Source organism: Vibrio genomosp. F6 (assembly GCF_005146325.1).
GTDB classification, from domain to species: Bacteria; Pseudomonadota; Gammaproteobacteria; order Enterobacterales; family Vibrionaceae; genus Vibrio; species Vibrio cortegadensis.
In genome coordinates this window covers 190,862-205,740 of sequence record NZ_SYUT01000028.1, presented here as the reverse complement: position 1 = coordinate 205,740, position 14,879 = coordinate 190,862, and the positions used below count along the sequence as shown (strand labels likewise).

12 protein-coding genes are annotated in these 14,879 nt (G+C 40.3%); 6 read left to right on the top strand and 6 right to left on the bottom strand.

The window, feature by feature from the left end:
• Together FCV43_RS12305 and FCV43_RS12300 are read left to right on the top strand one after the other, a co-directional pair.
• Positions 1-576 carry a NapC/NirT family cytochrome c gene (locus tag FCV43_RS12305; RefSeq protein WP_017051225.1) on the top strand — a complete coding sequence of 192 codons (576 nt, stop codon included), beginning with the start codon at positions 1-3 and terminating at the stop codon, positions 574-576.
• Positions 577-589: 13 nt separating this feature from the next.
• Positions 590-724, top strand: a complete 135-nt coding sequence (locus FCV43_RS12300; protein WP_017051224.1) for a TIGR02808 family protein — start codon at positions 590-592, stop codon at positions 722-724.
• A gap of 117 nt (positions 725-841) precedes the next feature.
• Here the strand turns inward: FCV43_RS12300 and secF are convergent, their stop codons facing one another.
• From secF to FCV43_RS12280, 4 genes are all read right to left on the bottom strand, one after another.
• Complete coding sequence (gene secF / locus FCV43_RS12295) at positions 842-1,744, bottom strand: protein translocase subunit SecF (RefSeq protein ID WP_017051223.1); 903 nt, start codon at positions 1,742-1,744, stop codon at positions 842-844.
• Positions 1,744-3,579 carry a protein translocase subunit SecD gene (secD, locus tag FCV43_RS12290; protein ID WP_136995356.1) on the bottom strand — a complete coding sequence of 612 codons (1,836 nt, stop codon included), beginning with the start codon at positions 3,577-3,579 and terminating at the stop codon, positions 1,744-1,746. Before secD ends, secF begins: the two co-directional genes overlap by 1 nt.
• 81 nt (positions 3,580-3,660) lie before the next feature.
• The gene (locus FCV43_RS12285) at positions 3,661-4,140 is read right to left on the bottom strand and encodes a hypothetical protein (protein WP_136995355.1); all 480 of its coding nucleotides are present in this window, start codon (positions 4,138-4,140) and stop codon (positions 3,661-3,663) included.
• A 156-nt stretch (positions 4,141-4,296) separates the two neighbouring features.
• Positions 4,297-4,968, bottom strand: a complete 672-nt coding sequence (locus FCV43_RS12280) for a hypothetical protein (RefSeq protein ID WP_136995354.1) — start codon at positions 4,966-4,968, stop codon at positions 4,297-4,299.
• A 173-nt stretch (positions 4,969-5,141) separates the two neighbouring features.
• Between FCV43_RS12280 and FCV43_RS12275 the strand changes: the two genes are divergently transcribed.
• The 4 genes from FCV43_RS12275 to FCV43_RS12255 all read left to right on the top strand — a co-directional run bounded on the left by FCV43_RS12275 (position 5,142) and on the right by FCV43_RS12255 (position 10,267).
• Positions 5,142-5,720 carry a hypothetical protein gene (locus FCV43_RS12275; RefSeq protein ID WP_136995353.1) on the top strand — a complete coding sequence of 193 codons (579 nt, stop codon included), beginning with the start codon at positions 5,142-5,144 and terminating at the stop codon, positions 5,718-5,720.
• Positions 5,721-6,558: 838 nt separating this feature from the next.
• Positions 6,559-7,227 carry an OmpA family protein gene (locus FCV43_RS12265; protein ID WP_017051218.1) on the top strand — a complete coding sequence of 223 codons (669 nt, stop codon included), beginning with the start codon at positions 6,559-6,561 and terminating at the stop codon, positions 7,225-7,227.
• Between the two features lie 574 nt (positions 7,228-7,801).
• A complete protein-coding gene (locus FCV43_RS12260) occupies positions 7,802-9,325 on the top strand; it encodes a peptide MFS transporter (protein WP_136995352.1) in 1,524 nt (507 codons plus the stop codon).
• 195 nt (positions 9,326-9,520) lie between these two features.
• Complete coding sequence (locus FCV43_RS12255; protein WP_136995351.1) at positions 9,521-10,267, top strand: helix-turn-helix domain-containing protein; 747 nt, start codon at positions 9,521-9,523, stop codon at positions 10,265-10,267.
• 470 nt (positions 10,268-10,737) lie between these two features.
• Here FCV43_RS12255 and FCV43_RS12250 read toward each other — a convergent pair whose 3' ends face one another.
• A complete protein-coding gene (locus FCV43_RS12250; protein ID WP_136995350.1) occupies positions 10,738-13,782 on the bottom strand; it encodes an efflux RND transporter permease subunit in 3,045 nt (1,014 codons plus the stop codon).
• On the bottom strand, positions 13,779-14,849 hold the full coding sequence (locus FCV43_RS12245; protein WP_136995349.1) for an efflux RND transporter periplasmic adaptor subunit: 1,071 nt from the start codon (positions 14,847-14,849) through the stop codon (positions 13,779-13,781). The genes FCV43_RS12250 and FCV43_RS12245 overlap by 4 nt, the downstream gene beginning before the upstream one ends.
• Positions 14,850-14,879 lie beyond the last annotated feature (30 nt).

Below are 14,879 nucleotides of genomic sequence, written 5' to 3'. Positions count from 1 at the left end.
ATGAAATTATTAAAAGCGTTTTGGACAAGATTAAGAAGCCCAAGTAAAGCAGCCGTAGGTGTTGTTCTATTTATGGGATTTGCTGGTGGTCTTCTTTTCTGGGGTGCATTCAACACGGGTATGGAAGCAACTAACACAGAAGAGTTCTGTTCTGGTTGTCATGCTCCTATCGTTGCTGAGATCCAAGAGACTGTTCACTACTCGAACCGTTCAGGTGTACGAGCTATCTGTTCTGACTGTCACGTTCCACACAACTGGACAGACAAAATAGTACGTAAAGTTCAAGCGTCTAAAGAGCTTTTTGCTTACTTTGTTACTGATACCATCGGTACTGACGAGAAGTTCAAAGCAAGACGTTCACACCTAGCAGAGCGTGAATGGCACCGAATGAAGAGTAACAATTCTCAAGAGTGTCGTAACTGTCATGAATTTGAATTTATGGACTTTTCTGAGCAAGGCCCACGTAGTGTTAAACAACACTCTACCGCACTCGCTTCAGGTGAAAAAACGTGTGTAGATTGCCACAAAGGTATTGCACATAAACTTCCAGACATGAGCGGCGTTGAAGGCTGGTAATAGGAGTTACAGAATGAGTACTTTAGAATCAGTTATTTGGCATATTCTTGGCTACAGTGCAATGCCCGTGATTATTTTAAGCGGATTCGCTGTTGTTGCTGCCATCTCTGTTGGATTCCTTTCTCTAGGAAAAGACAAAGAAGTCTAAGTAAAAAAGCAATGGTTGAGGAGAGATGATTTTGCCTATTTTGTAGCTCCTCTTTCATGTTAAGAAAACCCCGTTAATTCGGGGTTTTCTTTTATCTAGGGTAAACCATCGATTAGCCTAAGGTGCAGAATCTACTTCCACGGGCAAATAATGTTTAGGCTCCAACTTTAACCACTCAGGCAGCACTGTCCCTATCGATATTGAAGACCATGTTCCGGTCAGAATACCGATAAACATTGCAGTAGAAAAACCTTCTAACGCACTCCCCCCCATAAGCCATAATGCGCCAACGGTAATTAACGTTGTTCCTGATGTCACCATAGTGCGAGAAAACGTTGCAACAACAGCTTGATCGTTAATCTCTTTTGTTGATAACGACTGTTTTGCAACAAGAAGCTCTCGCACCCTATCGGCTATGATAATTGAATCATTTAAGGAGTAACCGAGTATGGCGAGTATGGCTGCAAATACGGTTAAGTTAAATTCCATTTGAGTCAGTGCAAAGAAGCCTAAAACCAGTACCACATCATGCAATAGTGCCAATAATGAACCGCTTGCGAGTCTCCATTCAAAACGGAAACATAAATAACCCAAAATGCATAAAAGGGAGATCAACAATGCGAGCCCGCCTTGATCAACTAAATCTTGGCCCACTTGAGAACCAACCATGCTATTGCTAACCACTTCAACATGGTTTGATATTGGAGCCAATAGAGGTTCAATATTTGGAACATCAGCGCCTAGTTCAGGTATAGCGTAACGAATTACCCAGCGCCCCACTTCTCCAGATGGTGTTACTCTTGTCTCTTCACCCAATTCAGGAGTCAGTGAGGAGAGCAGTTGGTGGCTATCGACACTGGCATCTACTTGAATCTCAGTCACCATTCCACCCGTAAAATCGAGTCCCATATTCAGCCCTCTAGCCCCTAGAGCGAGTAATGAAACCGCCATTAACGCAATCGATACATAGCTAGTGAAATAGCGAATTTTGCGAATATTACTTTTTATCTGATTCATCATTACACCCTTACATCGCGGCGGCTATCACGGCCCCAAATTAGATTGATCATTGCTCGTGAAGCGAACACGCCTGTAAACATACTCGTAATAAGCCCCAACCCAAGCGTTAAAGCAAAGCCTTGAATTGGCCCATTTCCCATTGAGTACAGAATGACAGCCGTGATCATTGTGGTAATGTTTGCATCCAAAATAGTGCTTATCGCAGAACTAAATCCTTGATCGATGGCTTGTGCAAAATTTCGTCCTTCTGCCAGTTTATCTCTTATTCTTTCAAAAATAAGAACGTTGGTATCAACAGCCATACCGACAGTTAAAACCAATCCAGCAATACCAGGTAATGTTAAAACTGCACCAGGTAACAAAGCGACCATGCCGAGTAAACAGACCATATTCGCCACTAAAGCGACATTCGCAATCCATCCTAACCTGCGGTACCAAAGCGCCATGAACGCAAGGGTCAAACCCATCCCTAGAGCTAGCGCTGCAAAACCATTGTGAATATTTTCAGCGCCAAGTGATGCGCCGATCGTTCTCTCTTCCACAATGGTTACTGGAGCAGTCAACGAACCCGCACGAAGTAAAAGCGCAAGTTGTTGAGCTTCGTCAATGGTTCCTGCCCCTGTGATTCTGAATTGACTACCAAGCTGTGATTGAATAGTCGCAACGCTAATCACTTTCTCACTTCGTTGTGAGTTACCTTGCGCATCTAGAGTGTACTCCCGATAGACCGTAGCCATTGGTTTTCCAATGTGCTTTCCAGAGAAGTCACTCATGATTTTGCCACCGGCGTGATCCAGTGCAATATCCACCTCTGCCCGACCCATCTTGTCAAAACTCGCTCTTGCATTGACGATATGTTCACCGGTCAAAATCGCTTTCTTTACCAATGTTACCGACGCGCCATCGTTATCAGCCAAAGTGATGTCACGGCTTGTTTTTGCTTCTGAAGGGGATTTAGCTTGATGAAATGCAAGACTGGCAGTCGCACCTATCACATTTTTTGCTTGTGATGGATCTTGTACGCCAGGTAATTCAATCCGAATCGAGTGCTCACCTTGTCGCTGGACTAAAGCTTCAGTAATACCTAACTCTTCAATCCTTCCACGCATAATTTTTAAGTTCTGTTGCAGCGTGATGGTTTGAAACTCAGTCTTATTTTGTTGTGATGGTTGAATTAACAATTGACCAGATGAACGCTTAACAACCCAATTTGGATAGCTTTTATTTAAGTATTCACGAATACGATTAAGATGATCAGCTGACCTCGCACTTACGAGAAATCCATCAACACCTCGGCTTACCACTTTTACTCCGCGTAAATGTTCAGCACGCAGCATCTCTCTCACTTCATCTTGAATGGCATCTCGTTGCTCTGAAAAAGCTTGGTCTACATCTACGTTAAGTAAAAACTGCACTCCTCCTCTAAGATCAAGCCCAAGTTTTATCGGATTGAAGCCTAACTCCCCAAGCCACTTAGGCGCAACAGAGACATACGAATAGGTAATACCATCCGCTTGTGTAACGACTGAATCTAATATTTTACGTGCTCGACTCTGGGTATCTTCGTCTCGAAAAACCAAAGTCATTTGCTCTTTATTTTGTGTAATTTCCTGCGCTGATACCCCTGCATCTTTTAAGAATCGATCCAGTTTTGTGATTGAGGATAATGAAGACTGTAGAGCCTCGCTTTGAATCTGTATCGATGGTTGCTCACCGTACCAAGTTGGGATGGCGCTAAGAGCCAATAGAACAACTGCAACAATAAGAACCAGATATTTCCACATAGAATAGTGGTTCATGCGTTTTTGATTTTTTATATTTTTCATTTCTTTCATCTATAAGAATGCCCTTGGAATAAACCAAGTCAAAAAACAATAGAGACTACCTATCGAATAGGTATGGAGTTAAGTGAATCGTTAAATAGATGAAGAGGAATATTGGCTATTCAAGGCAACATAAAATGCGTTGCTCTCTTTCCAGCCAGAAATACGATAATTTGAAAGGATAATTTTCGAATACCAAGCGAAAGCTGGCATAGATTTTAGGGACGATAAGGTAAATTGGTATTGTGGCAGATCATCGCGGTTATGCGAGTCAAAACCTAGGTCATCAATGGTCTCTTGATCTCTAGGTGTATATGTCCAACGAATCTGATTAACGTTCGCATGGATGGGACGACGATGAAGATCGATTGAAATTGGTGGAGTGTCACCAATATGTAAGGAGTTCGGTGAACTCAACACTCGATTTAACTCAGCCTGAAACTCGCTCTCGAATGCCGCGTGACTGGTTTGAGGTTGGGTATACTCACTATTAGGGCTGATTTCTACTTGTACAAACGCCTGCGAGGGGAAAACCACCGCACACATAAATACAAGAATAGATCTTACCAGCACTCGAAACATAGCCAACATATATAGTAGTAAAGTGACAGTAAGTGGTGAAACGAACCCACTGCGAAAGTCTGAATAATAGGCCCAGTTATAGGAATGAACAACTAAAAAGATCTAAAAGCCACCAGAGCCAATAGACATCTGACAAATATCATTATATTACAATTGCTTATAAAACAATTTTGTCGTTGATACATCTAAATAAATTTTGTTATCTAGCTCCAGACCATCACAATAGACGAAATACACAGGTTCATCTTTATAGTTGATGGAGCGAATCCAACCCTTAAGCTGTTCAAAGTCTTTCGGTTCACATTGGCCTTCGTTCAGAAGCTTCTCTGTCGCAGCTCGAAATTCAGCTCGGTAGTCCATTAAGTCATCTGACTCAGCAATATACGCATCTATAGTTTCAATACGTTCTTTTTTAGAAATAGCTGGTTTTTCAATGGCTAAAAATGACATATCAATCCAGTCAGCTTGCTCCAACTCTCCATCCCCATAAACGAAATTTTCTGAGATTCGCGCCCAGCCGTCCTTTTTCTCAAGCACCTCAACGAAATCCGTTTTGTACAAGGCTCCAATAATAATACCGTCATTAGATGGACGATCCATAATATTGAGTTTGGCCGATGCCACATAAAATTCAGTATTTTCAGGTTTGGGGGTTAAATCAATGACCAAGCCTTCTGAGGGTGTCTGCTGTATTGGTGCGGTTTCTTGAGATTGATTTGCGGCATCAGAGTCGTCCTCTTGCATGAAAAAGAAATAATACCCAGCACCGGCCCCGCCGAGGATGGCTAAAATGACGATCATAATTATTACTTTTTTCATATGGATATATCTCTAAAGCAGTTGCCCAATATATATAGTTTTGAGTGTACAACAAGTTGACATAACCTGTGAGAGCTTTTAAAGGCAGCTGATATATAGATCTAATTTATCTCTTAGGCACTCTATCATTTATAAACCTATACTATATATAACTTCTCAGCACATTGGTTTTTATGAAGAAACGCATCAGATTTAGCCTGTTTCTTGCGCTATTTTCGTTCAGTTTTCACTCAAATGCACAACACTGCACCGTTGTGACTTGGGATAAAGCTCAAAAGCAACATGAAGCGCTGGAAGAGTGGTATAACTTAAGTGCAGTCCAATTCAATGAACTTCTCTTTAGACACAAATCCCAAGTCTTCATGTCCAAAGAGTTTACCCTTCAAGAGCTCACGACATTTTGGCACCCAGCAAAAGTTCATCTTCACAAAATACTGGAAGATCAAATTCAAAGCGCGCTTAACTTAGCGACTCAACTGTCTCAAGCTTCAGCACTTTTAAGCGAGAAGATTGATTCAATTAACGGCATGACTTTAACATGGCAACGTTTGAGTTCTCATTGCATAGAAGATAATTTAATCGCAAATCACACTGCTAGCCTTAAGTACGTTAAGTCAGCACAGGAGTTAAAATCTGACATTATCGCTTTAATGCTAAAAATTGAAACTCTTGAGCAACGTTACATCTATGAGGCTAAGGTGTTACAAGATGCACACTTTATGTCAGATCTTGAATTTAATTCCAAAAAATAATGTTCATCCAATACCTCTACATTCTGGACACCTCAACATACCGGATTAACACAATTTATGAGTTTTAATTTACCTACCTAGCTGAGAGCCCCGTCCTGTAAGGCATACAAGAAGCGTCTTAATATGTATTGAATATAAATTCATCACACTTGATGGTTTTATCAACATAAACTCAGACGAAAACGAGAGCCACCTCACAAAAACATTTACAATCGCCCATTTTTTGTTTACTATAACTGTTCATATTGCTTCATAAAAAAACATAAAGTGGCTAGTAAATATGCATAAAATTATGGCTTTGAATCACCGAATGGACAACGATTGTCCAGTTGAAATAAGAACTAAATTAATTTCAGTTATAGAGCATATAGAGAAACATGGATTTGTCAGTGATTTAACGTTATGTAAAATTTTTGGTGAAATGATCTGGAACGATGGCATTGACTATCACTCCCATGCCCTTTCATTTAGAATTGATTCAACAACAGGTAATTGTCAGATATCTCAGTTGAAGTGCCATTAAAGCTCGAATAAATAGAAAGAGAATGTAGCAATACATTCTCTTTTTGCGTTAATCAGCTACTTTCTTTCCAACACGACCTTCTACCACAACCAAACTCTCCAAGTATGGCACTAGACAATTCACCTAATACCTGTTTCTTCATCAGTAAGTAGCCCATTGAGTTTTGATTTAGATGTTTATTGTTAGCACTTAACCCTTGCGCCACAACACTTCGTCAATTTACGGTTAATTTCGGCCTTATCGCTACTGAATAATTCATATATCTGCCTTAATCGCTTATATTTATACTACCTCTCAATCAAAGAAATAAATCCCATGAAAAAAATCATCTCTATTATCACTCTGGCAGCATTAATGACAGGTTGCCAAGCAACTCAAAGGCAAAATGCCACTACAGGCGAAATGGAAACAAACTCTGCGACCAAAGGTGCGATTGCAGGTGTTCTAGCTGGCGTTGCGGTTGGTTTAGCGACAGGAGACGATGCAAAGGAACGTAAAAAATACGCATTACGTGGTGCTGCGGCTGGTGGACTAATCGGGGCTGGTACTGGCTACTACATGGATCAACAAGAAGAAGCTTTACGTCTTAAATTAGCGAATTCTGGTGTGCAAGTGAGACGTATTGGTGAAAACGAGCTTCAACTTGTAATGGAAAATGGTATTGGCTTTAGTTCGGGATCTTACTCTTTATCTTCAAGCATTTACTCGACACTCAATGGCATTGCTCTAATCTTAGTGGAATACCCTGATACACGCCTAGACATTATTGGCCATACTGATAGCTCCGGCAGCGATGCAACTAACCAAAAACTTTCTGAGCAACGTGCTCAATCTGTTGCGAACTACCTAGTCCGTCAAAATGTTGCGTCAGGTCGAGTTGCTAGTAAAGGTCTTGGTGAGCGCTTCCCTATTTGTACGAACTCAACATCACAGGGTAAAGCTTGCAACCGCCGCGTTGAAATCAATATCTTATCCCTCAAGTAATTCAAATTTAGGCTGTCTATCTTAGGCGGCCTACCAACATCTCTTTTATACCCAAAAATTCCTTTCTAATTGAGAATGATCAACAATATTTATTGCTTACTACACTCTTTAAATCGCCCCCTGTCTATCTTCAATTTTGATACTCTCTACATTCAACTACAAACTTCAGATTTTTTAATTCGCTTTTATGCGCTATCCACTATTAAGCCTCGCGATTATTCTTAACGCCATATCTAGATAACATATTTCAACTAAACCCTACCTTAAATTTTACTAATCAAGCATCAATTTTAAACTTGGTAACCTCCTAAAATGCATGCTTCACCTCACAAAAGCAAATGCGCAACTAAACACATTAAAATTTGATGCACTCGTACCATTTTCATATATTCATGCGTGCTATAAACACTATGAAATTCATACTTAATAGCTAGTTAAACTGCAATCGTGATATTTTTATTAAAGAAGAATCTAAATTTATTTACAAATTTAGCATAAAGCACTATTAAAAATGAAGGCGAACAGTGCCAATTGATAGGCACAAATAATTATATCCAAATGTCTGGAGCAAAACATGCAAGACCATAATTCTAGGTTTCCTACCATATCCAAAATTCTAATTCTGCGGCAGTTCTTATGGGGAGCCGCTTTCTATGGAACATTTGTTCTCTTAACTAAGTTCTTCCTAAATGACTTAAACTACAGTGAAGCTGATACCATAATGATGATGGGAGCGTTTGGCGCGGTAGGGCCTGTCTTTTCAGCCGTCGGTGGTTTTGTCGCTGACAAATTTATAGGGGCATTCCGCGCAGTCTATATTGGATATACGGCTTATTTAGCAGGGTTTATATTACTAGGCATTGGCGCAAGCAGCCTTAATATTCCTCTAAGCATCCTAGCTATTGCTCTCATTGGCTATGCTCGTGGCCTATCTGCTACCTGTCCTACAGTATTGTTTGGTAACTCGTATTCGGAAACCAACCGCGAAGCGTTTCAACAAGGTCTTACGGTAAACTATTCAATCAACAATCTCGGTTCTTTCTCTGCAAAATACCTCTTCCCTTTCTTAATAGCTTACCTCGCCTACCAAGGTGTTTTCTTTATTTCAGCTCTGTTGATGATGGGCAACTTATTGATGTTCTTTAAGTTCCGTAAGGAGCTCAGCAACGTCGGTAACCCAATAGATAAAACACCTCTTCCGTTTATGACTTGGGCGATGTTCGTCGGTGGTTCGATTGCGGTGCTGGGCTTAGTTTTCTGGATATTCTCCAATCTAGATACTGGCAAATATATCTTGTATACGCTTGGTTTCGGTGCCATTGGTTACTTTATCTATGAGATAACACGGGCGACAAAAGCGTACCAATACAAAATGGTTGCGGTACTAATTACCGTTTGTATCTTGATCGTGTTCTACTTCTTCTATGGTCAAATGTTTACTTCAATGAATATGTACGCGATCAACTTAATGGGGGATACGTTACTCGGCTTTATTCCAATTCACCCTGAATCCAACATGGCATTCAACCCTTTATGGTGCTTTGTTCTTGGTGGACCAATGATTCAACTTTACGCATGGCTAGACCGTAAAGGCTATTCTCCAACAATCCCAACTAAAATCGCTGGTGCCTTTGTACTAAGTGCAATCGCATTTTCATTGTTAGGACTATCAGCAGATTCAATGGGACCAGACGGAAAGATATCCGCAAACTGGATCCTCTCTGTGCATTTCTTCCAATCTGCTGCTGAGTTAATTGTTGGTGCGCTTGGTGCTGGCTTCATCTTTGAGATGGTGCCTCGTTATTTAGCAGCCTTCTCAATTGGACTACGCGCTGTCGCTATCTCACTAAGTGGTATTTTAGCGGCGGTTATTGCAACCAAAATTGCGCTTCCTAAAGATATTGTTTTCACACACGAAGTGGTTGAATCTGTTTACACAGGATATTTCTACATGCTAGCGCAAATCGCTGCGTTCATGGCTGTGCTAACGTTCGGTCTATCTCGTGTCATTCAGAATCTAATTGAACGCGGTGAAGCGCTTGAAAAAGAAGAGCAAGAACAGAAACAAACGCTAGAACCTCAATTAGACAATAGCTAACATCTCGACTGGCCAATTTTGGTTAATCACTGAATATTGGCATCACAAAAGATGATAAACAAAGCGCCAAATGTATTCCATTTGGCGCTTTTGGTATATGCAATGGAAATAATTGCTTTAAGATCTATTACTTAGGTTGAGTAAACTGTTAGATTAATTAGCAGAACCCTTAGACAAGGAACACTGAGGACTTGTATGTCAGGAACGAAATTTGTCATCAAAGAATTAAAGAAGCAGTTGAAACTGCACGAAATTCAATATCGAGATATCGCAACCCAACTTGAATTGAGTGAAGGCTCAGTCAAACGTCTACTCGCTGATGGAAGCAATATAAGTTTGACTCGACTGGAAAAAATCTGCCAACTCATCCGAATTGATCTAACGGAGCTTTTCCGTTTAGCCTCCCGAACCGACCAAGGTCTTCAAACATTATCATTTGAGCAAGAGCAGATGATCGTGTCAGATAAAGTTTTACTCTTAGTATCCGTTAGCGTGCTAAACGGATTTAAATATGAGGAAATCATTAGTCGCTATAACATCAATAAAAATGTACTGATTCAAAAACTCGCCGAATTAGATCGAATGCGTATCATTGAGTTGATGCCCGACAACCGTATACGCCTATTGCTTTCTCCTAAGTTTGACTGGATTGGTGGAGGGCCCATTCAGTCCTTCTTTCTAGAGGAAGTCTTGCCTGAATTTTTTAATAGCTACTTTAGTCGTCAAGATGAAAAATTAGTAATGGCAACAGGATTAATGTCTCCACATACAAACCAAAAATTTCAGGGACAGATCCAAAAACTTGTCGATGACTTTCACGAAGCGTGTGATGAAGACTCGAATCTAGATATCAATGATCGAAACGGTACCTCTATCGTCATAGCATTAAGACGTTGGCATTTCGATATGTTTGATACTGTCAGTTCTAACATCAACAAGTAACGTCATATGTTACTTCAAGTGGATGCATTATAAACTTCAATTGTTAAGCTTTATCTATCATCGTAATAAATGCCAAGATATTAACAAGCAAGATGAGCATTGAAGAATCAAGTCTCATATAAGTAATTGCATGTTAAAAAGGGACAAACAATGAAATTACCCATATATCTATCTCTAACATTTATTATGATTACGTCAACGGTGGGCTGCACAAGTACCCATTACAGTTCAAGGTTATTAGTTGCACCCCCTACGAAACATATCAATCTCGCACCTACACTGTACAACGTTGCGAAAGTAACAAAGGCATTGACTCCGATTGCTTTACGCTTAATGCAACCCATTGTCGTTGCACCCAAGATCATCATTACAAAATAATGCTACCGCACCCACCATACAAAATAAGCCTTCTGAAAACAGAAGGCTTATAGCGTCAGAGTTTAAATAAACATTAATATGCTAGCTTTTAATTACACTTCTGTTGCTTTGACTCTAAACATAATGGCATAAAGTACAGGAACAATAATGAGAGTCAGGATCGTGGCAAAGGTCAAACCAAAACCTAAGACAACAGACATCGACTTAAAGAATGCATCAAAATAAAGTGGAACAAGACCAAGCACGGTTGTTAGTGCCCCCATCGTTACAGGTCGTACACGACTTGTTGCCGCGTCTACAATCGCGGTAAATCTAGGTTTTCCATCATTTATTTCAAGATCTATTTGATCAACCAGTACAATAGCATTCTTAATCAACAAACCTGAAAGTGAAAGCAACCCAAGAATACCCATAAATTCGAGTGGCATCCCTGCAGAAAGTAAACCAATAACTACTCCAATGATAGCAAGTGGAACCACCATCCATATCACAAGTGGTTGACGAACCGAACCAAATAATACGAAAACGATAATCACCATCGCCGCAAACCCATAAGGTAAGGTTGAGCCTATGTTTTCATTTGATTCTTTTGAGTCTCTATACTCCCCACCCCATTCAAGAGTGTAACCAGTCGGCAATTCAATCGCCTCGATTTTATCCGATAATCGATTGAGTAGAACTGATGCCAATACACCTGGTTTTGGATCCGCTTCCGCTTTAATTCGCCATATACGATTATCACGTTTCATCCGTCCATCACGCCAAATTGTTTTGAACCCATCAACAACTTGTCTCAGAGGTACAATATTCCCTGTCGTTGAACTGATAACCTGGATATTATAAATATCATCTGGGTTCTCAAATTCGGAATCTGGTGACGTTGATATAATAGGAATAATATCTTCACCATCGCGGTAGGAACCAATTTGTCGCCCTGAATATGCTGTTTTTATAGCAAGAGCTACATCTTGAATCGTGACACCAGCACGTTTTGCTTTAACTTTAGACAAAATAGGCTCAAGTACACTCACTTGATCACGCCAATCATCCTTTATCGAAATCGCATCACTATCGCGGTGCATGATAGCTTTTGCTTCATTTGCAAGACGACGAAGAACCTTGGGATCAGGACCAAAAAACTCAGCTTGGATTTTTGAACCACCACCTGGACCTAGCTGGAATTGCCATACTTTAGCTTGAGCATCTGGAAATTCAGTATCAATATGTCGCTGAACTTTCGTGATTTTATCTCGAATAGTTTGGTAATCATCCACTTTAACCAACAATTGTGCATAAGACGAATTTGGTGATTGTGGAGAATAAACCAGCATATAACGCAATCCACCCGCACCTACGGAGGTCTGAATAGTATTAACACCTGGTAGTGATTCTACATATTTAGCAACTTTCTTGATTTCTTTATCAGTTTGGTTGATTGATGTACTTTCTGGCAACCAAAAATCAACAACAAATTGTGGTGTCGTTGAAGCAGCAAAGAAGCCATCTTTCACGAAGCCAAAACCGTATACTGCCGACATAAACATCGCGACAACAACAGCCGAGACCTTCCAGCGATGATTAAGCATCGTGCGCATAAGCTTTTTATAACTAAGCGTCAGTCGCCCTTCTTTTTGAATAGCGAAACTATCGTCCGCCTTGAAGATCGAATAACAAAGCAGCGGTGTTATTGTGATTGCAAACAACCAGCTAAATAGTAGTGAAATTAAAATCACCCAGAATAAGTGACCCGTAAATTCAGCAATGTCACCTGGCGCAAAGCCTATAGGTGCAAAAGCAACGCAGCCAACTAAAGTACCAGCAAGTAGCGGCCATTGAGTTTGCGCGACAATAGATTTTGCAACCTCTAAACGGTTTAAGCCTTTTTTGATTCCTATCAGCATTCCTTCAGCAACAACGATCGCGTTATCAACCATCATACCGAGAGCAATAATTAGAGCCCCAAGAGAAATCCTATGCATTGGAATGCCAGCAAGGTTCATTACCGCTAGCGTTGCCGCAATCGTCAGCAATAAGATCGAACCGATAATAAGCGCTGATCTTATTCCCATAAAAATGAACAAAGTTACAATAACAATTGCCAATGCCATCACAACATTGAGTGCAAAATTATTTATTGACGCTTCTACCGATTCACCTTGGTGGTAATAATTACTGACATCAATACCAAGAGGCCTAACGTTAAGTGTATCTGATATTTTTTTGTTAACTGCTTTACCAACTTCAACAATATTTTCACCGCTCGTTGCTGATAGGCCTAAAGCTAAAGCACGATGTCCGTTGAAGTAATAAAGCCTTTCTTCCGGTTTTACAAGCTCTCGCGAGACTTCAGCGACATCACCGAGATAGACCAAGTTGCCTAGATCCGAAGTCTTAACTAAAATATCGGATATCGAGTCTACAGAGTTAATCGAACCAGATGGTGAGATTGCGATTCTTCGCTGTGCAACATCAATTTCCCCAGCATTCACTACTAAGTTTTGCGTTTCTAAGCTCTGATATATTGATTGGATGGATACACCAAGGTTAAGCATCCGCTCCCTTGAAAACTTAACATATATGGCTTCATTCGCTTCCCCGCTAATGTCAACCCTTGCAACACCGTTGATTGACATCAAATCATTACGCAGTGTTTTCGCGTAAGTCCTTAATTCAGGTAAAGTATATTCATCGCCATATATGAAAAAATACATCCCGAAGAGATCACCAAAATCATCCGCTACAATTGGGGCAGATGATCCCGTAGGCAGCGTTCCAGAAACATCGGAAACCTTATTTCGCAATTTCCCCCAAACCGCTTGAAGCTCCGATTTGTTTTTGGAAAATTTATATTTAATTTCAACTAATATTTCTGACTTTCCAGCTGACGATACAGATTTAACTGATTTAACTTCCGTCATCTGCTGAATGGCACTTTCAATCGGCTCACTTAATTCTTGAGCCACTTCTAAAGGCGTTGCCCCAGGATAATATGTGATGACTTGTGCTTTTCGGATAGTAAACTCAGGATCTTCAAGCCTTGCCATACTCTCGTAAGAACTATAGCCACTTATCAAAGCTAAAATAATAACAATGGCGCAGAGTACTTTATTTCGAATGGAAAACTCAGCTATATTCATTTGGCCTCCCATTCTGATACTTCCATGCCTTCAGACACATATGATGCACCACTGATGATAACTCGGTCACCTAGCTGTAAGCCGCTTGAAACGCCAAGGAACTCGCCAATTCCATCTTTGACATTTACGACAACTTTGTTGGCTCTATTCGATTCATTGTTTACTGTCCAAACGTATCTTTCATCGCCAGAAGATAAGATAGCGCTTGCCGGTATTTGAAAAATGTTTGAATCAGCATCCCCCATTGATTCCATTAATACTGTTGCAGGCATACCAGGTAACACTACAAATTCTTGGGGTGGCACAAATGACATCGTGGTTTCGTAAGACTGGGAGTTTTGATTCGTTTCGAGAGAAATCTCTTCAAACTTGGCATCAATTTTTTTGTCGGTTTGACTCTGAAGAACAACGAAAGCCTTCGTATCTGGCTTTTTATCTAGCGTTCTCAGCGTATCGGCTGGTAGATCAAAGCTTACTTTTAATCGAGTCGTATCTATTAAAGTAATTACTTTCGATGAACCACTCACGCTGTCAAATTGTTCGAAAAACACATCAGAGATAACACCTGAAAAAGGAGCGAATATATTGGTATCGTCTAACGCTTTTTGATCACTATTCAATTTTGCTTTTGCTGAAATCATCACCGATTCCAGTTCATCAAACTGACTCTTAGAGATTACTTTCTTATTGATAAGTGTTTTGGCTCTTTCGAAAGCTTTAAGGGCCTGATTATAAGTAGCCTCAGATGAAGCGAGTTGTATTTTAAAATCTCGGTCATCAATTTTGGCTAATAGATTACCTTCAGCAACAATTTGTCCTTTTTTTGCATTTAAGACTGTCAGTGTACCGCCATTTTTGAATGATAGGTTTGTCGATTTATTTGCTTTAATAGTAGAAGGGAATTCCCACTTTTTGGACTCTGTAGTGCGTTGAATAGTGAACGTTTTAACTGGCCTCACGGTGGACTCTTCAACCTTAACCACTTTTTCTACATCACCACAACCACCTAAGGATATCGCTATCATGAGTAATGGCGTACTAAAAATCAATCCGTTATTCTTTTTCATATAAGCCTCAATCAGTATTGGTGGCTATGC